Below are 19116 nucleotides of genomic sequence, written 5' to 3'. Positions count from 1 at the left end.
CTCTCTGATACGAGAAAATACCGCACCGCAAACCACGCGATGCAGATCGGCGCGGGGTAGAGCAGCCCGGTAGCTCGTCAGGCTCATAACCTGAAGGTCGCAGGTTCAAATCCTGCCCCCGCAACCAGAAAATACAATAAATACAAAGCAATACGCCCCGCATAATTGCGGGGCTCTTTGCGTTTCCAGTTTACATCAACGCCACATCAACACCCGGCACGAAAAACCGCATCCGTCGGCAACCGCTGACATTCAAGGGTAGCGGGCGGCGTGGAATGACCCCATCAGACCTTCAGCAGGTCGAGGAGGGGATCAAACGCGTAAAGCGCAGCTCGACGACCCGCTGCTGGCTCCATGGTGCGCAGGAGGCCAGCCTCGACAAGCCGCCTCGACAGGGCACGTGCCGAAGATGCCGGAATCCCCGACCGATCCACGAAACGGTCGTTGCGGAACACCGGGCTTGCGAACACGAAATCCAGCGCCTGGTCATGGAACTGCGAATTCAGCACCTCGCGGAACCGCTCCCGCATCTCGGTGTGGAGATGGAAAATCGCATCGGCGGTCTGGATGTTGACCGTGGCCTGCTCGTGCATCGCCTGGAGGAAGAAGACCACCCAGCCGGTCCAGTCGCCTGTCGCCGAGACGGCGCGCATCCGTTCGATATACTCGTCCTTGTTGGCCTCAAAATAACCTGACACGAAGAAGTTTGGCTGGCTCAGGACGCCGAGCTTCCACAGCATCAGCGTGATCAGCATCCGGCCGATCCGACCATTGCCGTCCTCGAAGGGATGCAGGGCCTCGAACTCCACATGCGCGATGGCTGTGCGGATCAGAGGGCGCATCGCGCTTTCGTTTATGAACCGGACCAGATCGGTCATCGCGGGCGCCAGATGCTCTGGTGCGATCGGCACATAATGAATTTTTCCGCGCTTCTCATCCCCGATATAGTTCTGTTCGATCTTGTAGCTGCCGGGCCTTTTCCGGGCTCCACGACCGAAGGAAAGAAGCTGCTGGTGTGCGGTTCTGATCAGATGTTCACCAAGCGGTGCGCCCTCGGCGAGCGCTTGCTGGGCATTCCGGAGGGCGCGGGAATAGAGGTAGGTCTCGATATCGTCATTGCGCGCTTCCCGGTAGGGATCGGCGCTACCCGCGTCCTCTTCTGCCTCCAGGCGGTAGAGTTCCTCGATGGTCGAAATCGTTCCCTCCATTCGGGACGAAGTGACGGCGTCCTGACGCCGCAGGGGTGTGAGGAACAACTCGCCGTTCACCATGCCCGACATCTTGGTATCGTATCGTGCCAGAGAGGTTGCAGCTTCCTCCAGCGGCCCAAGAACAGCCTCGTAATCAAGTGTGGCGGGGGGAAAGGCGCCGGCATGATAGGTCACTGCGTCTGTCAGATCATAGGGGTTGATGGCCATATTTGTGCCGATTCTGTCGCCAAGGAAGATTGATGCCAAGCTAGTCACACCTAAGGGTGTTGGCAACAGAATAAGTGCAAATACCGCCATCAAGCGGGATTGCTGTCAGCGGGCAACTATCAAGCAGGTTTGGCGACGAGACCGGGGGCCAAGCTGGTGCCAAAGGGGTTCCGTCATCATCGGCATTGCAGATCCTCTGACGATTTCTGTTTCTGTCCGGGGATTTGCAACACGAGAAGCCGATCGGGGCAACCTGCACCTCTGTGCTGGCCATCCGTCAGCCGATCAGCCATGGCCAGAATGGTCACCAGCACCATGTCGGAATGTTGCGCCAGCGCGATCAGATGCTCGCCGCTTGGTCCCCGTTCTCCGGAGAGCCAGTATTTTACGGCGCGTTCGCTTGCGCCTGTCCAGCGCATCGCTGTCTTGATGGCTTGGTGGGTCTGGCCCAGTTCTGTGCGGAGGGCAGCAGCGACAGCCTCGCGATACCGGGCTTGAGCCGCTTCGATCTGCACAGCTGTGCCCTTTTTCGGCACAATTGTGCCCATCTTCGCCCGCATTGCCACGGTCCTTTCCGATAATCAGGTGGAAAGGACAGCAAAGCGGCAGTTCGTATCAGCGCCCACACGGACGATGTGGGGCCATTCGTTCACCGCTGCCTGCGTGATTTGATCGGGAGGCGGGCGTGGCTCGGGCAAAGACACCTTCAACCGGAGAACTGGCGGATGTGCCTGAGCAACTGTTTGCTGCGGAATATGTCCGGATGTCGACCGAGCATCAGCAGTATTCAACCCAGAACCAGGTACAGACCATTCGCGAATACGCCGAGCGGCGCGGGATCAAAATTGTCAAAACTTATTCGGATGATGCGAAAAGCGGACTGATCATCGGCGGCAGGATGGCCTTGCAACAGATGATTTCCGACGTTGAATCCGGCGTAGCCGAATTCAACGTGATCCTCGTCTATGACGTCACACGCTGGGGGAGATTTCAGGACACGGACGAGTCGGCCTATTATGAATACCGCTGCCGCAAGGCGGGGATGCAAGTCGCATATTGCGCGGAACAATTCGAAAACGACGGATCACCCAATTCGACCATCATCAAGAGCGTCAAGCGTGCCATGGCTGGAGAATACAGCCGCGAGTTGTCGGTCAAGGTCTTTGCAGGTCAATGCCGCCTGATTGAACTCGGTTATCGTCAGGGAGGACCGGCCGGTTTCGGGTTGCGCCGCGCCCTGCTCAATGAACGTGGCGAGGTGAAGGCCGAGCTGAAGCGCGGTGAGCACAAGAGCCTTCAGACAGATCGCGTCGTCCTTGTTCCCGGACCAGACGAGGAGGTTCAGACTGTGCGCTGGATCTACACCCGGTTCCTGACGCAGGGCCGGTCGGAAAGCGAAATCGCGGCCGAGTTGAACGAGCGCGGTATTCAGACCGACCTCGGCCGGACATGGATACGTGCGACGGTGCACCAGATCCTGACCAATGAGAAATACATCGGCAACAACGTCTACAACCGCCGCTCCTTCAAGCTGAAGCGCAAACGTGTCGTCAACGGCCCGGAGATGTGGATTCGTTCGAATGGCGCTTTCGAGGCCATCGTCGAACCCAAGAAGTTCCAGAAGGTGCAGGCGATCATCGCAGTGCGCAACCGCCGCTTTTCCGACGACGAGATGCTGGATCGGCTCACCCGGCTCTTCCAGCGCCATGGCTACATTTCGGGGCTGGTGATCGACGAGGCCGACGGCATGCCCTCCAGCGGCGCCTATGCCCATCGCTTCGGCAGCCTGCTCAGGGCCTATTCCCTTGTCGGGTTCACCCCGGATCGCGACTATCGCTACATCGAAGCCAACCGCCTGTTGCGGCAATTTCACGGCATCGAGGTTGAGCGCGTGATCCACGAGATCACCCGGCTTGGTGGTGCTGTGGTCAGAAATCCTGCGACGGACCTGCTGACGATCAACGGCGAATTCAAAGCATCCGTTGTCGTCGCCCGCTGTCGCGAAACGTCCTGAGGCGGCTTGCGCTGGAAGATTCGTTTTGATGCCGGCCTCGCGCCAGACATCATCATCGCCATCCGGATGGGCCGCACAAATACCGACGCGCTCGATTACTATCTGCTGCCCCAGTTCGAGATGCGGAGCAAACCTCTGGGGCTTGCAGAGGAGAATGGCCTGATGCTGGACGCCTTCCGCTTCGAGACGCTGGATTTCTTTTTCGACATGGCCCGCCGCGTGCCGGTTTCTGAGGTGGCGCCATGGTGAACGAAACCGAAACCAACGGTGAAGTGCAGATCATCCCCATTGCCGCCATCACCGTGGAAAATCCGCGCGAGCGATCTGAAAAGACCTTTCGCGCGCTGGTGGACAGTATCGGCAAGGTGGGGCTGAAGAAGCCGATCACCGTCGCTCGGGATGACACCGCGACAGGGGGTGCCTGGCGCCTGGTCTGCGGTCAGGGGCGGATGGAGGCCTATGTGGCTCTCGGCGAAACTCACATCCCGGCCATCGTCGTGGACGCGAACGAGGTCGAACGGCTACTGCGCAGCGTGATCGAGAACATTGCCCGCCGCCAGCAACGACCGCTGGAACTCATGCAGGACATCGTGGTTCTTCGCGACCGGGGATATTCGGATATCCAGATTGCCGAAAAGACAGGATTGTCACAGTCCTATGTCCACGAAATCGGCGAGTTGATTGCCAATGGTGAGGAACGACTGCTGATCGCGGTCGAGACCGGCCAGATGCCCCTCAGCGTCGCGCTCTATATCACCCGGGCGGAAGAGAAGGATGTGCAGAACGCGCTCGAGGCGGCCTATACCTCCGGTGAGTTGCGGGGCAAGAAGCTGCTGGAAGCGCGGCGGCTGGTGGAACTACGCCACCGGCATGGCAAGAAAAAAGGCGGCACACGCACCAAGCGATCCGGGGTGCGGATGACATCGGCGGCGCTGGTCCGGGCCTATCGTATCGAGGCAGAGCGCCAGCAGGACATGATCCGCAGGGCGCAGTCGACGCGCGGCAGCCTGCTGTTTCTTGACGCGGCGTTTCAGTCCCTGCTCAACGATGAGAATTTTCTGACCCTGCTTCGCGCCGAGGGACTCGATTCCCTGCCGCGCATGGTGGTCGAGGGGCTGAAGGAACCACGGACATGACACATATGGACAAAATGCCCCCGCCCAAGGGGCCGGGATTCGAGCGAGTCCTGCAACAGATTCCGGTTGCTGCCATCCTGCCGGTCAAGCAACTGCCGATTACGGTTCCCAAGAGCCAGAAATATGCGCAGATCGCCGCATCGATCCGCGAGGCCGGCTTGATCGAACCGCTCGTGGTTGCGCGCGCTCCTGGTCAGGACGGCACGTTCATCCTGCTCGACGGCCACGTCCGGCTGCACGTCCTGAAGGAAATGGCCGCGGATGTCGTCACCTGCCTGGTCGCTACCGACGACGAGTCCTTTACCTACAACAAACGCATCAGCCGTCTCGCCACCATTCAGGAGCACAAGATGATCCTGCGTGCCATCGAGCGCGGCGTGCCGGAGGCCCGTATCGCTGCTGCCCTGAATGTGGATGTGGCGCTGATCCGGCGAAAGCGGACCCTTTTGAACGGTATCTGCCCCGAGGTGACGGAACTCCTGAAGGCCAAACACTGTCCGGTCAACAGTTTCCGGTCCCTGCGCAAGATGAAGCCCTTGCGCCAGATTCAGGCGGCCGAACTGATGATTGCCGCGAACAATTACACGGTGGCCTATACCGAAGCCATCTTGGCCGCGACCGATGCCGCCGACCTTGTCGATCCGGCCTCGAAGAAGGAGCCTGTCGGCGTCACCCGTGAGCAAGCCGAGCGGATGAAGGCGGAAATGGCGAGCCTACAAAAGAATATCAAGCTGATCGAGGGAACGCTTGGCCCCGATCACCTGCGTCTTGTCGTGGCGGGTCGCTATGTCGAACGGCTCTTCACGAACGATCGTCTCGTTCGCTATCTAGAAAAGCACCACGGAGAAATCCTCGGTGAGCTTCGTCAGATCGTGGCGGGCCTGAACCAACCGGGACCGTCTTCGGAGGGCCTGGGCGAAGCAGAGGAATAGCGGGCTTGGACGCTCGCTGACAATGGGGACCCGGACCCGACAAGCGCGGGGACCGCAGGAGACGCCGGACTGTGGGCCGGATCGAGTGCGGCGGTGGGGATGGCGGCGAACCCGCTCGGAGCCCACCATGGTCGGCCCATATATTGCCGACCGCGCAGGTGTGCCGTGAGACTGGACACTTGCGATGTTTGACGGGTGCGCTGCCGATCGGCTTGGATTTGGGATGCCAGTCGAGGGGCAGCGCGCCCGAAGGCAACCTTCACCTGCACGCCGCTGCTTGGCGTCGCATGACGTGGTAATCGGCCAGCATGGTCTCGAGCGCCGATCCGGCCGGCAGTGCCGGGACCTCTGCCGCTGCCCGCCGCTGGAACTCGGCCGGATATTCGACCACGGGCGGGCAGGCGGCGTGGTCAGAAACCGCCCTTGCGCAGCCGCTCGACAAAATCGTCACGGTTCCGAGGGCGATCAGCCCCGGCTTCCAGCATCCTTTGACGCGCATGATTGGTCCTTTCGAGTTTTTCCAACCGCTCGGCCGCGCGCCCTGCTTGCTCGCCGCGGCGGCGCGCGCCGACAACGAAGAGCAGGATAGCGGCGGCGAGCGTGAGCCAGGGCAGCACCCGCCGCCAGAGCGAAGCGAGAACGGCAATCACCGCCGCCCCCGCTTCCAGTCGTCCAGTCGGGCGTAGATCGTCACCGCGACCCCGCCGAGCGCGAGGGCGATGAACAACCAGCGCAGGCTGTCGAGATACGGCATCAAGGGCAGGATCACGCCCTGTGCCTCGGCCAGTGCCTGCTGGGCGACCTCGACGCCCGCCGCGCCGATGGTGCCGATGCCGGCTGCGCCGCTGGCCTTGATGGTGCGGCTGTCGGCCAGGTGCTCGCGCGCCGGGGCTTGATCGGTCGCAAATCGCGACGGTCGAGCGGGGAAGGGCTCGCCCCACGTCCGGGCGGCGCCGGTGTCGATATGGACGAAGTTGGAGCGGGGATAGGTGCCAATGCCCTTGAACCCGGCCTTGCGGGCGGCAGCGATGAAAGCGACCGGATCATGGTTTGCCATCGAGATATCGAAGGCGGTGCCGTCGAGGTGTTTCGATGCCTTCGCCCCGCCGACGCGCTGGTTGTGTTCGGGGCTGCGATAGGCCGAATTCACGATCAGGGGTTTGCCCAAGGTCACGCGCAGCTCCTGCAGCCGATCAAGGGCATCCGCGTTCACGCGCAGTTTGCCGGTACCGCGGCAGGCGATCTCGGCCGGCGAGAAGTTCGGCCAGCGCCATGCATTCGCCGGAACATTTTGCCATTGCTGATAGAAACTCATGATGTCTCTCCAAAAGAAAAAACCCGCGCGATGGCGGGGTGGGGCTGATCGGGTCGGGTGGCGGTCAGTCCCGCGGACTGCTGCTGCGTTCCAGCAGGCGTTTGATGTCGGCGCGCATCTCGCGCAGCATCTCGTTCTGTTCGCGGCGGGTCTCGGAGATGGCCTTGCGGTCGGCATCAAGCTGCTTTTCCAGCCGTTCGACTTCGCGCAGCGCCGTCTTGCTGGCCCCTTCGAGGCGGATCAGCCAGACGCCGAGACCGGTCGCCGCCATGATCGCGCCCCACCATTCGCGGATCGTGTCCATCATGCGGGTGCCCCGCAGGTCACGTAATGGATGGCGATGCGCACCGATCCGCCGGTGAAAGCGCCGCCATTCGCAGTTAGACGCACGGGTGTGTCGGCATAGAAGGCGGTCGGGCCGATAACGCCGATATTGCTGCTGCCGACGGCGACGCCAAGCGAGCCGCCGAACTTCGAGACCTCGCCGGCGATGCCGCAATCATAGGAACTGGCGCCCAGCACGGCGGTGACGGTGCGGGCCGAGACGCCGAGCACGATGGCGCGGTTGGGGATCTGGATGCTGCTGTCGACCGAGGCCCCGGAAAGCCCGGTCAGGGTTTCCTCCCGCACCGCCATGCCGGTGCTGGCGCCGTTTGCTTCCCGCGCCACGGCGACGGTAGCGGCTTGCGCGATGAAGCCCATGGCATCGACCACCGGGAGCCAGGTGCTGCCGGTCCAGACCACAAGCTGCGCCTCAGCCTCGATCCAGGCCAGCCAGCCGGGCGCAGGCAGGATCCGCATCCATGTGCCGTCGATCCAATAGGCCACGCTGCCGTCCCAGCCGGCCCATGCGCCTGTTGCGCCACTGGCCAGAATGTAACGGTCGCCTTCGGCTGGGCTGGCGGGCGGTGCGGCCCGGTCGCGATCCAGAACCGCAAGCTGCACGATCCCGTCCAGCAGCCGTAGCGCCTCGTTATGGGTCACATGTTTTTGCGCCTGTGCGGCCATGATGAAGGGCAGCGCGAGGTGCGCTGTTGTGTCAGGCATGGAGGTCTCCTGCTTAGAACCAGAGAGTGGTGACGGGGGCCGCGCCCACGCCGAACGCCTGCCCGATCTGGGCAATGCTGATGGTGAGCGATGCGCCGGGGCCGAGCAGCGCGCCCCAATCGGCAACCTGCTGCGCGGCGGTGTAAACGGCGGCGTTGGTCGCAGTGGTCAAGGATCTCTTGACACCTGCCCCATCAAGAATATCGACCTGCCACGCTTCGTTTGCCTCACTCATGGGCACCTCGACCGCGTTCCAGTTATCGGCGGCCAAGGATCGGTCGCGCCGCAGCCAGCGGATCGTCAGATCGCCGGGGCTGCGTGATCTGCGCCATGGCTGTTCGACATGGACCGCCGAGAACGGCCGCAGCCCGACGCCGCGCGGGGTGAAGGGCAGGGCGGTATAGCTGTCGTCGCTGACGGGCTTTGCCGCCGGGCCGATGTGCCAGTTCCACGGCAGGCCCAGATCGGCCTCATTGACCGGCAACGGGGCCAGCGCCGCGTCCAGCACCACCACCCGCGCGCCGGTCGGCACCATGGGGGCCATGTCGGCCTCTGTGCCCCGCTGGCCGCGCAGCAGCCGCGACAGGCGATAGCGGCCGGGCGCCAGCAGTTCGGCCGCGCCGAATTGCAGGATCTCCCAGGCCCCGCCCGGCTGCTCGATGGCAAGGGCGTTCTCGCCGCCAAACAGGCGCAGGTCGGTCACGCTTTCCAGCGTCCCGGTCAGCAGTTCCAGATAGACCGAGTTGCCATGATCGAAACGCGAGGTCGGGCCGGCATGGAGGTCTGCTGTCAGCGCGCCGATGCGCGCCCGGCTGCTGAACGTGGTCAGCAACTCGAAGCCCGAATCCTCGGGGCTGCGATATACCGCCATCTGGCCGGGCCACGGTCGCGCATGGGCGGCGATCAGTGGGTGGTGCGGCGCGTGATTCTCGCGCAGTTGCGGCAGGTCCATGATCAGGGCCAGCGGCGCGCCGAACACCACCGGCCGGGCCAGATGCGCGGCGCGGGGGCTGCCCGGCGGCAGATCATAGGCGGCGCGGTCCTGGCGGATGGTCTCGATGCCGCGCGCCTCGGCATCCGATGCGGTCAGGATGCGCATTTCGGCCAGCCGGCCATCATGATCGAGCAGGATCACATCGGCTGGGTCCAGCGCCAGCATCGAGGGCGGCAGTCGGAAGGATCCGGTCTCGCGGCCGACCCATGCCTCCATCAGCGCCCGGCGGCAGCGCCGGTCGGCTTCCTCGGGCGGCACCGCCATGGGGAAGCTGTCGGATGACACCCGGCTGCTTTGAGGCGTGATGCGCCGGGCTTCGACCGTGATCCCGTCATAATCCTCGTCGGCCCGCGCCACCTGCCATTTGAGCGCCTGCGGCAGTTCGGTTTCCTGCCCCCGCGTCAGGTCCATCACATCGCCCGAGCCGGCGGACACCATGGCATCGGGGGCGATCAACGCCACCGGCGCGCTACCCCGCATCACAAAGCGGATCCGGCCCTCGCTCTCGACCGCATCAAAGCCGAAATGCCGGGCCAGCATGGTGATCGAGGTCCGGGGTGCTTCCAGCGCCGAGATTACATAGCCATCCACCGCGCCGGTCAGGCCGGAGGTGTCTATCCACGCATCCGGCAGGCCAGCGCGCCGGCAGAGGTGCCGCACCAGCGCCGCCAGTGACACCGCGCCCAGCCGGCCGGTCAGCCAATGCCCCAACCGCCAGTTCTCGCCATCGGCCCAGAGATCGGAGAGTTCGGGAAAGAACGGATAGGGCCGCGCATCCCAGGTCCAGGCGGCGCATTCCGACACGTTCACCATGCGCCCGGCATATTCGGTCGAGACCGGATTGTTCGCCGGATCGCGCCAGAACAGATAGGTCGCCTCAAGATAGGCCCGCTGGATCGCATCGTCGCGCCAGCCGCGCGAGAAGTGCGGGAAGAACGATTCCGAAGATTTCGGGTCATAGAACACGTTGGGCTGATTGGTGCCGCGATCGACCGCCGGGCAGCCGAGTTCGGTGAACCAGATCGGCTTTGACTGCGGCACCCATGCGGTCGGCGATGCGGCCTCGCTGCCGCCGGGGCGGTTGTGGTGCGGGTTTGACCACCAAGCGCGGATATCCTTGAAGCGCCAGACCCAATCCTTCGGGACGATCGGGCTGGTCATTGCGGTGCTCGGGACCGCACCAGACCAGAGCGACAAGTCGGTGATCAAGCTGCCTGGCCATGGAGACGGCGACACCAGGCCACCAGCAAAGTTCAGCCCGTTATGGACGCCATAGCCTGCGCCGCCATTATTCGACCAGTTGCCGGCGAGCGCGCTGCTGAAAGCGGTGCGGGCAACGACCGCGCCATCAACGGCCAGCCAGATCTCGGCCGCAGCGTAATCGAGGACAGCGACGATATCTGCTGCCTGACCGCGAAGGCCAGCCACAGAATAATCAACATGCTGTATTTCGCCATCCTGGACGCGCAGAATCAGCCAGCGCAGCACCCCGGCTCTGACGCCCAGCCAACATCCCTGCGCCCACCCAATCTCGAAGATCAGCCCGTCGGTGATCACCGAAGGGAACTGCACCCGGCAAGAGAGCGTGATCGACGCGCTGCGAATGCCCACGCCCACCGCGCCGGTCCAGTTTGGAGCAACGGTCAGATCCGGAGACCCGGCCGGCAGGGCCGTTACGGCCTCATATGACGGAACAGCCGTGATCGAGTCCGTGATCGGTGTCCGCGTCTGGCTGATCCGGTCGGCCTCGCTGGCATAGAGCCAGTCAAACCCCTCGCCGCCGGCAATGTTGCTCTGCAGATAGGCGCGGTCGTAGATCGAGGGCCAGACCTGTGCGTCCGCATGATCCCAGCCGTCGCGCCAGTCGCTGAGCGGCATGTAATTGTCGATGCCGATGAAATCGACATTGGCATCCGCCCAGAGCGGGTCGAGGTGAAAGAGCACGTGGCCGCTGCCGTCCTGCGGATGGTGCCCGAAATATTCCGACCAGTCGGCGGCATAGCTGATCTTCGTGCCCGGCCCGAGGATCGTGCGCACGGCAGCGGCCAGCGATTGGAACGCGGCAACCGCCGGATAGGTCGCGGCCCCGGACCTGATTTGCGTCAGCCCGCGCATTTCGGAGCCGATCAGGAAGGCGTCCACGCCTCCGGCTGCGGAGCAGAGGTGTGCGTAATGCAGGATCATGCGCCGGAAACCCCAATCGCCAGCCGGGCCGGTCCATTTCACGGCGTCGTCGCTGACCGTAAAATCTGAGGGCTGCGCATTGCCGAAGAAGGCGGCAACCTGCGCGGCAGCAGCGGCGGTCTTGTCCACGCTGCCCGCAAACCCGGCGGCCGGCGAGCAGGTAAGCCGCCCCCGCCAGGGTAGCACCGGCTGGCCGATATTCGCGGCGTTGTCGCTGTAGGGATCCGGCAGGGCGTTGCCGGCCGGAATGTCCATCATCAGGAAGGGATAGAAGGTGACCCGAAGCCCGTGCGCCTTCATGTCGCGGATCGCCTCGACAACCGAAAAATCTGCCGGGGTTCCGCCATAGACGGGCTTGCCGTCCTGATGGCTGACCACTTGCGCCGCGCCGCGTCCGATCCCGTTCACGCGCCATTCCGGCGTGGTGGCTTTCTCGGCCATTTCGACCTTCGGACGGATCGTGCATTGCCCGGCGCGCAGATCATCGCCGAACCACGACACGACCAGCGAGGCGCTCTCGACCGACGGCACCATGGATTCCAGCCGATCCAGCGAAACCGCCATATCGGCGCTGCCGGCCATCGCGTTCACGTTCTCTGCCGCGCTGTCGCCTCCGCCCCCGCCCTTGCGCACGGTGCTGGTGGCATAGGCGAACTCGCCGGAGGCCGGAATGATCGTCACCGCGGGCACGAGACCCTCGGCGGTGTCATCATCGGCCAGCGGCCGGAACACCTCGAAGGAAAGCTGCGGCAGGCGGTTGCCGAAGCGCGAAAGCGGCAATTCCTCGAACACGACATAGGCGGTGCCCCGATAGGCCGGCGCATGGCCCGCGCCCATCTTTGCCTCGACGAAGGGATCCTGCATCTGGGCTTCGTCGCCCGAATACCAGCGCCATGTCAGGTCGCTGAGATCGACCACCTCGCCATCGGCCCAGATGCGACCGATGCCGGTGATCGGTCCCTCGCACAATCCCACGGCAAAGCTGGCGAAATAGGTGTATTCGGTGGTGGTGACCTTCGGCCCGCCGCCCTTGCCGCCACCTTGGCGGGTGGTGCTGGATTCCTCGCGGAAATCGGTCGCCCAGATGATATTGCCGCCCAGCCGCATTCGGCCATAGAGGCGCGGGATCACGACGCCCTCGGTCGCCGAGACCATGCGCAGGCTGTCCATGCGCTGCCCCTCGATTTTCTGACCGGGGGCCAGTGCCGAGACGATCCAACTATCCACCATGGATCCGACAGCGGAGCCGATCATGCCGCCGATGGCCGCACCGCTGAGGCCGAGGATCGCGCCGCCAAATCCGCCGCCGATGGACGCGCCGACCGCGCCGAGAACAATGGTTGCCATGGATCAGGACTTCTTCTTGCGCGGGGCAGGTGCCGGGCGCGGAAACAGGAAGGCGAAGGCGATGCGCCTGCGCCATGCGGCAGTCAGCGGTTCCTCGATCACGCCGAGCCGCTCATAGCTGTGGATGAAGCTGCTCTCGCCTGTCAGGACCCCGACATGTTTGACGATCGCCCCGGCGCGCATGCGGAACAGGACCACCGCGCCGGGACCGGCCGCCGCCGGGTCGATGCGGATCATCACCCGCGCCGCGCTGTCGGCCAGCACCTCGCGGGATCCGGTCTCGCCCCAATCGCGGCTGTAAGGCGGCACCGGCAGGGTCTCGGACCCGACCACCTCGCGCCAGATGCCGCGGGCGAGGCCGAGGCAGTCGCAGCCCACGCCCCGGACGCTGGCCTGATCGTGATACGGCGTTCCCAGCCAGCCGCGCGCCGCGGCAATGACCTGCTTCGGATCGGCACCCCTCACAGCACTGCCCCTTCGTGCCCGCCATCGGCCGAGGCGTAACGCAGCACCGTGTCCTGGCCCGGAATATGCGGGAAGCCTCGGAAATTGACGATATTGGAGAACTTCGTGGCGCAGGTTTCCGCGCGTTTGTCGCAGCCCGCGCGGATCGTGAAGGTATCCCCGCCGGCCAAGGGGCGCACCGGCGCTTCCAGAAGCGTGATCGTGACGACGCCAGATGCGATCTCGTGCAGCATGATCTCGGCCGCGCGGCCCGCGTTCGGGCCGGCGGTCCATTCCAGATGCCCGAAGGCGAACCAGCCATTGGCGAAGCCCCCCAGCCCGGAGGCGGTGAAGGCCCGGTCACGGATGGGATCCTCCACTACGCCTGCGCCGCTATAGGCCGGGTCGTTGAGATTGACGCCGCAACGGGCATCGCCCAGCGCCGCGTCACAGGTGCCCTGATAGACCCGGCCCAGCGTCTGGCCCAGAACATGCGCCATGGAGCGAACCTCGGCCACGAATGACGCCCGCCCACGCCGCAACTCACCGATGGCACCGCGACGGATCAGCACCCGCTGGCCGGGATCCTGCCAGTTCACCCGCCAGACCTCGACCAGCGCATTGTCCCAGCGCCCGTCGATGATATCGGTCTCCGTGATCCGATCCGAGGTCAGTGCGCCTTCGGCATCCTGCGAATCCACCGACAGATCGGAACCGGCGCGGATCTCGGATGCGGTCAGACCGCTTTCCGGCTCGAAATCGGTGCCGCCAAAGGCCAGCGCCCGGTCGTGATCGGTAAAGCCGAGGGTCATTCCATCGGCGCGGGTGATCCGCCAGCACCAGGCCAGCGTGGTCGTGCCATCGTCCAGGTGCGCCTGCAGGTCAGGGGATAGAGTTTTCATCGGCGGATTTCCACGAGCGGGATTGAGGTGATCGAGCCGAGCCGCTCGATATCGAGGGTCACGTCCAGCGCATCGCTGTCGAATCTCACCGGCACGTCAAATTCAAAACCGGCGGTGATGGCGATGCCTGCGCCGGGGGCGGTGTCGAATGTGATGATGCCGGTCGCAGCGTCGATCACCCAGCCCGCAGCCTGCTCGACCCCGCCCAGCGCCACCCGCACCGATCCAGCGACGGGCTTGGTGATCACCCGCGCCCATGATTGCGCCCCGGAGGTGTAGCGTTTCGCGATCTGGAACGTCGTCTCGGTCCCGTCGCCGGTGCCGATCACCTGATCTGTCGCGGTCGGCGTGCCGGATGGGGCGCATGATTTGTAATCCGACCAATCCTTGAACCGGAACCCGTGCAGCCGCCCGTTGCGCGCCTCGAAGAACGCAACCACGGCCGCCAGATCATCGGCGCGGCGGATGCCATAAGACACGTCATAGCGCCGCCGGCTGTTCGCCCAGCTTGCATTCCGTTCCTCATCGCCCGAGGCCAGTTCGACAATCTGGGTGCGCCGTTCGGGCCCGCCCCGCGCGCCGCGGCTGATATTGTCGGGAAAACGGATAACGTGAAACGCCATTACATACCTCTCCGGCCCATCGCGACCGCGCGGGCAATATCGGCCCCGATCTGTGCGCGGGACTGGCGGAACGACTCTGCATCGCGGGCGGCGATATTGACGGTAACGCCCTGGCCGTATCCGGCGGCTTCGCGGCGAGACAGCACCCGCTCGCCTTTTTGCAGGATCGCCGGCACCTCATCCGAACGCAGCCCGGCCCAGCCGCCGTTGTGCATGCGGGGCGCATTGGCGAAGGCCATGGCCGGAACCAGCCGGCTCGGCCCGCTGCTGCCGACCATCCCGCCGGAATGCAGGATGCTGGCCGACAGGCCGCCGAGGCCCGGCATGAACCCGGACAGGACGCCGGCCAGCGGGCCAAGCAGGAAGCGCCGCGCGCCCAGCTTCGCCAGATCGGCCAGCATGGAGGTGACCAGATCGCGGAAGTTCATTTTGCCGGTTTTGACAAATTCCCCGATCGCATTTTCGGCCCCCTGAAATGCGTTGACCAAGGCGCTGCCGATATCGCCGCCGATGTTCCGGGCCTTGTCGGCATAATCGGAGAGCGAGGCGGCGACTGCATCCCAGCCGAGTTTTGCCTCATCAGCCCCGGCCTTCGTGTCTGCCCCGGCCTTTTTGCCAGCCGCGCCCGCGCGCCCGGCGGCCCCGCCCGCCTTGTCCAGCGCGCCGGCAACGCGATCCGCAGCGCCGGCTGCATCGTCCAAGGCGTCGGCCCCATCCTCGCCCGTGGTTGTGACTGCATCCTGAAGCGCCTGCCAGCTTTCCAGCGGCGCAACCGTGGCAGCGGCCAGTTCGCCAGCCGCTTCGAGATATCCGGCCGCAGCGGCGCTTGCCTGATCGGCCGAGCCCCCGAACAGATCGAGGGCTTCGACATAGGTGCGGCCGAACGCTTCGCTGAATGCATCGGCGGCAGAGGCTCCGGCAGCAGAGGCCCCGCCCTCAAACGGGTTATTGATCCGCCCGAGGTTGAACGGATCCAGAAGCCCGATCTGCGCGCCGCCCTCGCCGACCGCCCAATCCGGCAGCATCGCGAGCGCGCTGTTGATGCCGCCGATGAAATTGTTGATGCGGGTCACGACGCCGTTCAGCATCGCCTCGACGCCCGCGATCAGCCCGTTCGCAGCCTGAAACGCGAAATCCCCAATAGCATCGGGCAATGCGCCCCAGATTGCCTTGATGGCCTCAAACCCGCCCAGCCAGACCGCGACATAACGGTCAACGGCGGTGACCGCGCCTTTCACGATGGCGTCGAGGACCGTGAACACCAATGCGCGATAGCCTTCCCATGCTGCGCCCAGCAGCGCGAAAGCCGCCTGAAACGCGGTGCCGATACGCTGGCCGACCTCGCGAGCGAGACCGCCAAGCAGGCGAAACGCCGTGCCGATCCCGCCGGCCGCCTTCACCAGAGACGAGAACTGATAGATCAACTCGCCCGCCGCCACGATCAGCGCGCCAATGCCGGTGCGGATCAGCGCACCGCGCAGCGCGGTCAGGGCGGTGGCGAGGCTGAAGGTTGCCACCCGCGCGGCGACAAAGGCCGTGACCCATCGCCCCGCCATGAAGCCGGCGAACGCCACCCCGATCGATGCGAGCCGTTCGAGGTTGTCTGCAACGAGGATCAGCACCTCGGCGACGGTCGAGGACGCGCCCAAAAGCTGGTCCCAGGAACCGACCAGTTGCAGAGCGGCGTTTCCGATCAGGGTGAAGGCATCGCCGATGGTGGCCGGCATCGAGTCGGCTTCCTCGCGCAGCAGTTCCAGATTGCCGACCAGCGCGGTGCGGATCACATCGCCGGTGATTGCGCCTTGTGGTCCCAATTGACGCAGACCGGAAACCGTGGTGCCGAGTTCGGCCGCCAGCAGTTCGGCCAGCCGGCCGCCGCTCTCGATAATCCGGTTCAGTTCCTCCCCGCGCAGGGTGCCGGTCGCCATGGCCTTCGACAGCGCATATTGCACGGATGCAGCCCGTTCCGCCCGCGCGCCGGATACGACCATGGCGTTGTTCAGCGCCTCGGTAAAATCGAGGCTCTCGGTGGTGGACAGGCCCAATTCGCGCAGCGCGGTGCTGTTCGCGATCCACGATTCTGTTGTCTGGTCGAGGCTGGAATAGGTGCGCCGCGCCATGTCGGCCAGCCGCTCCATGACGGCCGCGCCCTTTTCCTGCGATCCGGTCGCCAGATCAACGCGCGAGCGCAGATCGGTCCAGGTATCGGCATATTGCACCACCTGCCGGATGCTGAACGCACCGGCTGCGATCCCGGCCAGCCGGCGCAGCATGACACCAGTGGTATCGATCTCTTTGGACAGTTTCTGAAAACTGCGCGCGCCGGCATCGCCGATGCCTTCCAGCTCGGCACGGACCTGCCGGCCGTTCTCGGCGACGAGCCGAACGGACACTTTCTTCTCAGCCATGAACGAAGGTTCCTTGATTTCGGAGGCGCTGTTTCTTACGTTTTAGCTATCGAACGAATAAAGGTAGGATCATGCCACAGACCGCGACCTTGTCCTCGAAGTTCCAGATCTCGATTCCCAAGGCGATCCGCACGGCGCAGCACTGGGAGGCCGGGTTGACCTTTGCGTTCATCCCGAAGGGAACCGGGGTTCTTCTGGTGCCGGTCCCGCAGCGCGCGGCCCTTGCCGGGATTGCCAAAGGCGCATCCGCGGAAGGTTATCGCGACCGCTCGGATCGCGTCTGATGCGGCTGGTCGATACCTCGGCCTGGATCGAGTGGCTGATCGACTCCCCGACCGGGCGTGCGGTGGCCCCGCATCTGCCGGATCAGGCTGAATGGCTGGTGCCGACCATGGTGCAGCTGGAACTGGCGAAATGGCTGACCCGTGAGGTGGGCGAGGACAAGGCCGATCAGGTGATCGCCTTTACCCAGCTTTGCGTGGTTCTGCCGCTGGACACCGAGACTGCGCTTGCTGCGGCCGAAGCCTGCCGCAATCACAGGCTGGCGACGGCGGATGCCATCGTCTATGCGACCGCGCGGGGAAACGGAGCCACATTGATCACCTGTGACGCGCATTTCGACGGGCTGCCCGGGGTGACGGTCATCGAAAAGGTCAAAGCATAGGCTGCGCCTGTTCCGTTCCGATCTGCTCGTTGGTTTTTCGGATCATCACCGCCTCGATCACGGGCAGAAGTTCAGCGACGGCGATGGTTGGAATGCCAAGGGCGCGGCCCATTTCCAGCGCCGCGCCCATGTCCCAGCCCAGCACAGCGCCGGGGATTGCTCGGGTCTGCCCGCCGATCCGGCCGACCAGATCCCAGACCTGCCAGCCTTCATGTGTCTGGGGCTGGTTCAGCCGCGCCGGGCAATCATCGCAGCGCGCCGGGCAGGCCTCGCAATACCGATCGCCCCCGCCGAAATGCCATTCGGCGAGAGCGGTCAGCCGTTTTTTTCCGATTCCAAAACCAGATGCGGCCCCAGAACCTGATCCTGAAACGCCTCGAAGACCGGCCAGATGTTCAGAAGCGCGTGGATGCCTTCAGGGGTGATCGGGATAGGATTGCCGTCCTCGTCGCCGACACCTTCCCATTCGGTGACGACCCGGCCAGCCACGGCTTGCGCCATCGCGACCGCCAGTTCCTCTTTGGCAGCCTCGGGGCCGATATCCTCCATGCTCACATCGGCCCGGGCGGCGGCCATGACGGCCGTCGTCACGGGCGCTGCCTTGAGACGCAGGCCGGGCAGCAGGTCGACCCAGCGCGGCTCGGTCGAAAGATTCAGGCGGATCATGGTCAGTATTCCTCGATATCGTTGACAAGGGTGATGGTGCACATGCGGGCCGGGCTGGACGCGCGCGCCGCCTGCCAGTCGAAGCTGGCCTGAATGCCCTGCGGGCCGCTGATCTCGACACGGGGGCGGGGCAGATAGACGGCATGGGCGGTGACGGTCAGGCTTTCACCCGATGGCAGCGCATAGGCGAATTCCAACTCGCAGGGCCCGCCGGCGATGGCCTGATTCATCAGCACCATATCGGCAAAGCGAACCTCTATCTGGCCGGTCAGGGCGGCGATGGTCGGGTCGGCCCCGTCAATCATGCCGTCGTTTCGGATGGTCTCGATCCGGTCGAGATTGTTGGCATAGGTGATCTGGGCCGAGATCACATTGCCCAGCGCCACGCCGTTGCGGGTGATGGCGCCGTTGAAATGCTCGAAGCGGGTGAGTGCGATATCTGCGGGCGTTCCGGCTTGCGAGCTGCTGGCGACGGTCTCGCCCTGCGCGACCAGTTGCGCACTGGCGGTCAGCAGCCCCGACCGCTGCATGGTCCAGCTGAGCTGGTTGACCATAACGCCGGAATACATCGCATAGCGCGGCACCTCGGGCATGCCGGTCTCGATCGCCATAGAGGGCAGGGTCCAGTTACCGGATTGGAATGTGTGGGTATAGGGGCCGGGCGAGGTGCCGGTGGTGGTCGGCGAGCCGAACGCCGCCTTGAGCCAGAAGCCGAACGCCTCGGCATCAATAGGGATGGTCAGATCGCCATCCGCTGTGATCGCGTCCTTGACCGGCGCGAGCGGATCGCGGCCATAGCCCAGCAGCTCCGACGACAGCAGCGGCTGCTCGGCGCTGAGCGTGGAGGCCGCGAAGGGCATGCGGGTGTAACCGCCGGCGGGCGAGGTGCCGTAGACTGAGAAGGGCGGTGCGAAATTAGTCCACGTTAGCGGCGGCATGGTGCTGCTGCGGGCGGCGTAAAAGTCGTCCACCTTTGTCCCTTTCTGCGGCTGCAGGGAGGATGGGAGGATCTACAGCGTGGA

At 64.5% G+C, this 19116-nt stretch carries 19 protein-coding genes, 1 tRNA gene and 2 pseudogenes; 7 read left to right on the top strand and 15 right to left on the bottom strand.

Annotated features, from left to right (window positions below; translation table 11 throughout):
- Positions 1–50 precede the first annotated feature (50 nt).
- Positions 51–127, top strand: a tRNA-Met gene (locus tag C9E82_RS22085).
- Between the two features lie 157 nt (positions 128–284).
- Here C9E82_RS22085 and C9E82_RS22080 read toward each other — a convergent pair.
- Positions 285–1457, bottom strand: a complete 1173-nt coding sequence (locus C9E82_RS22080) for a Fic family protein (protein WP_240643639.1) — start codon at positions 1455–1457, stop codon at positions 285–287.
- Between the two features lie 137 nt (positions 1458–1594).
- The gene (locus tag C9E82_RS22075; protein WP_119900159.1) at positions 1595–1978 is read right to left on the bottom strand and encodes an XRE family transcriptional regulator; all 384 of its coding nucleotides are present in this window, start codon (positions 1976–1978) and stop codon (positions 1595–1597) included.
- Positions 1979–2103: 125 nt separating this feature from the next.
- Here C9E82_RS22075 and C9E82_RS22070 point away from each other — a divergent pair, with 125 nt between their 5' ends.
- From C9E82_RS22070 to C9E82_RS22060, 4 genes are read left to right on the top strand one after another with little or no spacing between them, the layout of a single operon-like run.
- Positions 2104–3432: a recombinase family protein gene (locus tag C9E82_RS22070; RefSeq protein WP_280524969.1), complete on the top strand. Its 1329-nt coding sequence runs from the start codon at positions 2104–2106 to the stop codon at positions 3430–3432.
- A gap of 6 nt (positions 3433–3438) precedes the next feature.
- Entirely contained in the window at positions 3439–3681 is a 243-nt protein-coding gene (locus tag C9E82_RS25340) for a hypothetical protein (protein WP_280524968.1), read from the top strand.
- Complete coding sequence (locus C9E82_RS22065) at positions 3675–4568, top strand: plasmid partitioning protein RepB C-terminal domain-containing protein (protein WP_119900158.1); 894 nt, start codon at positions 3675–3677, stop codon at positions 4566–4568. Before C9E82_RS25340 ends, C9E82_RS22065 begins: the two co-directional genes overlap by 7 nt.
- Entirely contained in the window at positions 4565–5500 is a 936-nt protein-coding gene (locus C9E82_RS22060; RefSeq protein WP_119900157.1) for a plasmid partitioning protein RepB C-terminal domain-containing protein, read from the top strand. Before C9E82_RS22065 ends, C9E82_RS22060 begins: the two co-directional genes overlap by 4 nt.
- Before the next feature lie 410 nt (positions 5501–5910).
- On the opposite strand, the gene C9E82_RS22050 is transcribed toward C9E82_RS22060, so the two are convergent.
- The 10 genes and pseudogenes from C9E82_RS22050 to C9E82_RS22005 all read right to left on the bottom strand — a co-directional run bounded on the left by C9E82_RS22050 (position 5911) and on the right by C9E82_RS22005 (position 16764).
- Positions 5911–6150 (bottom strand): hypothetical protein, encoded by a 240-nt coding sequence (locus C9E82_RS22050; protein ID WP_240643638.1) that lies wholly within the window; start codon positions 6148–6150, stop codon positions 5911–5913.
- Positions 6147–6815 carry a YcbK family protein gene (locus tag C9E82_RS22045; protein ID WP_119900156.1) on the bottom strand — a complete coding sequence of 223 codons (669 nt, stop codon included), beginning with the start codon at positions 6813–6815 and terminating at the stop codon, positions 6147–6149. Before C9E82_RS22045 ends, C9E82_RS22050 begins: the two co-directional genes overlap by 4 nt.
- A 64-nt stretch (positions 6816–6879) precedes the next feature.
- Positions 6880–7119 carry a hypothetical protein gene (locus C9E82_RS22040; RefSeq protein WP_183154132.1) on the bottom strand — a complete coding sequence of 80 codons (240 nt, stop codon included), beginning with the start codon at positions 7117–7119 and terminating at the stop codon, positions 6880–6882.
- Positions 7119–7862 (bottom strand): DUF2793 domain-containing protein, encoded by a 744-nt coding sequence (locus C9E82_RS22035; RefSeq protein ID WP_119900154.1) that lies wholly within the window; start codon positions 7860–7862, stop codon positions 7119–7121. Before C9E82_RS22035 ends, C9E82_RS22040 begins: the two co-directional genes overlap by 1 nt.
- A gap of 13 nt (positions 7863–7875) precedes the next feature.
- A pseudogene (locus C9E82_RS25455) lies at positions 7876–10023 on the bottom strand (baseplate multidomain protein megatron); the annotation flags it as partial.
- A gap of 522 nt (positions 10024–10545) precedes the next feature.
- A pseudogene (locus C9E82_RS25450) lies at positions 10546–12387 on the bottom strand (baseplate multidomain protein megatron); the annotation flags it as partial.
- A gap of 3 nt (positions 12388–12390) precedes the next feature.
- A complete protein-coding gene (locus C9E82_RS22020) occupies positions 12391–12852 on the bottom strand; it encodes an NlpC/P60 family protein (protein WP_119900153.1) in 462 nt (153 codons plus the stop codon).
- Entirely contained in the window at positions 12849–13733 is an 885-nt protein-coding gene (locus C9E82_RS22015) for a DUF2163 domain-containing protein (protein ID WP_119900152.1), read from the bottom strand. The genes C9E82_RS22020 and C9E82_RS22015 overlap by 4 nt, the downstream gene beginning before the upstream one ends.
- Complete coding sequence (locus tag C9E82_RS22010; protein ID WP_119900151.1) at positions 13730–14356, bottom strand: DUF2460 domain-containing protein; 627 nt, start codon at positions 14354–14356, stop codon at positions 13730–13732. Before C9E82_RS22010 ends, C9E82_RS22015 begins: the two co-directional genes overlap by 4 nt.
- Entirely contained in the window at positions 14356–16764 is a 2409-nt protein-coding gene (locus C9E82_RS22005) for a tape measure protein (protein ID WP_119900150.1), read from the bottom strand. Before C9E82_RS22005 ends, C9E82_RS22010 begins: the two co-directional genes overlap by 1 nt.
- Before the next feature lie 71 nt (positions 16765–16835).
- Between C9E82_RS22005 and C9E82_RS22000 the strand changes: the two genes are divergently transcribed.
- Together C9E82_RS22000 and C9E82_RS21995 are read left to right on the top strand one after the other, a co-directional pair.
- A complete protein-coding gene (locus tag C9E82_RS22000; protein WP_119900149.1) occupies positions 16836–17048 on the top strand; it encodes an AbrB/MazE/SpoVT family DNA-binding domain-containing protein in 213 nt (70 codons plus the stop codon).
- Complete coding sequence (locus C9E82_RS21995) at positions 17048–17428, top strand: type II toxin-antitoxin system VapC family toxin (RefSeq protein ID WP_119900148.1); 381 nt, start codon at positions 17048–17050, stop codon at positions 17426–17428. Before C9E82_RS22000 ends, C9E82_RS21995 begins: the two co-directional genes overlap by 1 nt.
- Here C9E82_RS21995 and C9E82_RS25155 read toward each other — a convergent pair.
- The 3 genes from C9E82_RS25155 to C9E82_RS21980 all read right to left on the bottom strand — a co-directional run bounded on the left by C9E82_RS25155 (position 17418) and on the right by C9E82_RS21980 (position 19032).
- The gene (locus C9E82_RS25155; RefSeq protein WP_420849851.1) at positions 17418–17573 is read right to left on the bottom strand and encodes a DUF7697 family protein; all 156 of its coding nucleotides are present in this window, start codon (positions 17571–17573) and stop codon (positions 17418–17420) included. The two genes, C9E82_RS21995 and C9E82_RS25155, sit on opposite strands and share 11 nt — an antisense overlap.
- A gap of 170 nt (positions 17574–17743) precedes the next feature.
- Positions 17744–18094, bottom strand: coding sequence for a hypothetical protein (locus C9E82_RS21985; protein WP_338068127.1), 351 nt, complete (start codon positions 18092–18094; stop codon positions 17744–17746).
- 2 nt (positions 18095–18096) lie between these two features.
- Positions 18097–19032 (bottom strand): phage tail tube protein, encoded by a 936-nt coding sequence (locus C9E82_RS21980; RefSeq protein ID WP_119900161.1) that lies wholly within the window; start codon positions 19030–19032, stop codon positions 18097–18099.
- Between the last annotated feature and the right edge of the window lie 84 nt (positions 19033–19116).

Origin of the sequence: Paracoccus sigandri (assembly GCF_003709565.1) — a bacterium.
Lineage (GTDB): Bacteria > Pseudomonadota > Alphaproteobacteria > Rhodobacterales > Rhodobacteraceae > Paracoccus > Paracoccus siganidrum.
This window is presented reverse-complemented; position numbering and strand designations above follow the sequence as displayed.

Excerpts from the sequence above, each read along its gene's own strand:
- C9E82_RS22040 (WP_183154132.1), bottom strand. The coding sequence starts at position 7,119 with ATGGACACGATCCGCGAATGGTGGGGCGCGATCATGGCGGCGACCGGT.
- C9E82_RS22075 (WP_119900159.1), bottom strand. The coding sequence starts at position 1,978 with ATGCGGGCGAAGATGGGCACAATTGTGCCGAAAAAGGGCACAGCTGTG.
- C9E82_RS22000 (WP_119900149.1), top strand. The coding sequence starts at position 16,836 with ATGCCACAGACCGCGACCTTGTCCTCGAAGTTCCAGATCTCGATTCCC.
- C9E82_RS22065 (WP_119900158.1), top strand. The coding sequence starts at position 3,675 with ATGGTGAACGAAACCGAAACCAACGGTGAAGTGCAGATCATCCCCATT.
- C9E82_RS22005 (WP_119900150.1), bottom strand. The coding sequence starts at position 16,764 with ATGGCTGAGAAGAAAGTGTCCGTTCGGCTCGTCGCCGAGAACGGCCGG.
- C9E82_RS21980 (WP_119900161.1), bottom strand. The coding sequence starts at position 19,032 with ATGCCGCCGCTAACGTGGACTAATTTCGCACCGCCCTTCTCAGTCTAC.
- C9E82_RS22010 (WP_119900151.1), bottom strand. The coding sequence starts at position 14,356 with ATGGCGTTTCACGTTATCCGTTTTCCCGACAATATCAGCCGCGGCGCG.
- C9E82_RS22015 (WP_119900152.1), bottom strand. The coding sequence starts at position 13,733 with ATGAAAACTCTATCCCCTGACCTGCAGGCGCACCTGGACGATGGCACG.
- C9E82_RS22045 (WP_119900156.1), bottom strand. The coding sequence starts at position 6,815 with ATGAGTTTCTATCAGCAATGGCAAAATGTTCCGGCGAATGCATGGCGC.
- C9E82_RS22060 (WP_119900157.1), top strand. The coding sequence starts at position 4,565 with ATGACACATATGGACAAAATGCCCCCGCCCAAGGGGCCGGGATTCGAG.
- C9E82_RS22035 (WP_119900154.1), bottom strand. The coding sequence starts at position 7,862 with ATGCCTGACACAACAGCGCACCTCGCGCTGCCCTTCATCATGGCCGCA.
- C9E82_RS21985 (WP_338068127.1), bottom strand. The coding sequence starts at position 18,094 with ATGATCCGCCTGAATCTTTCGACCGAGCCGCGCTGGGTCGACCTGCTG.
- C9E82_RS21995 (WP_119900148.1), top strand. The coding sequence starts at position 17,048 with ATGCGGCTGGTCGATACCTCGGCCTGGATCGAGTGGCTGATCGACTCC.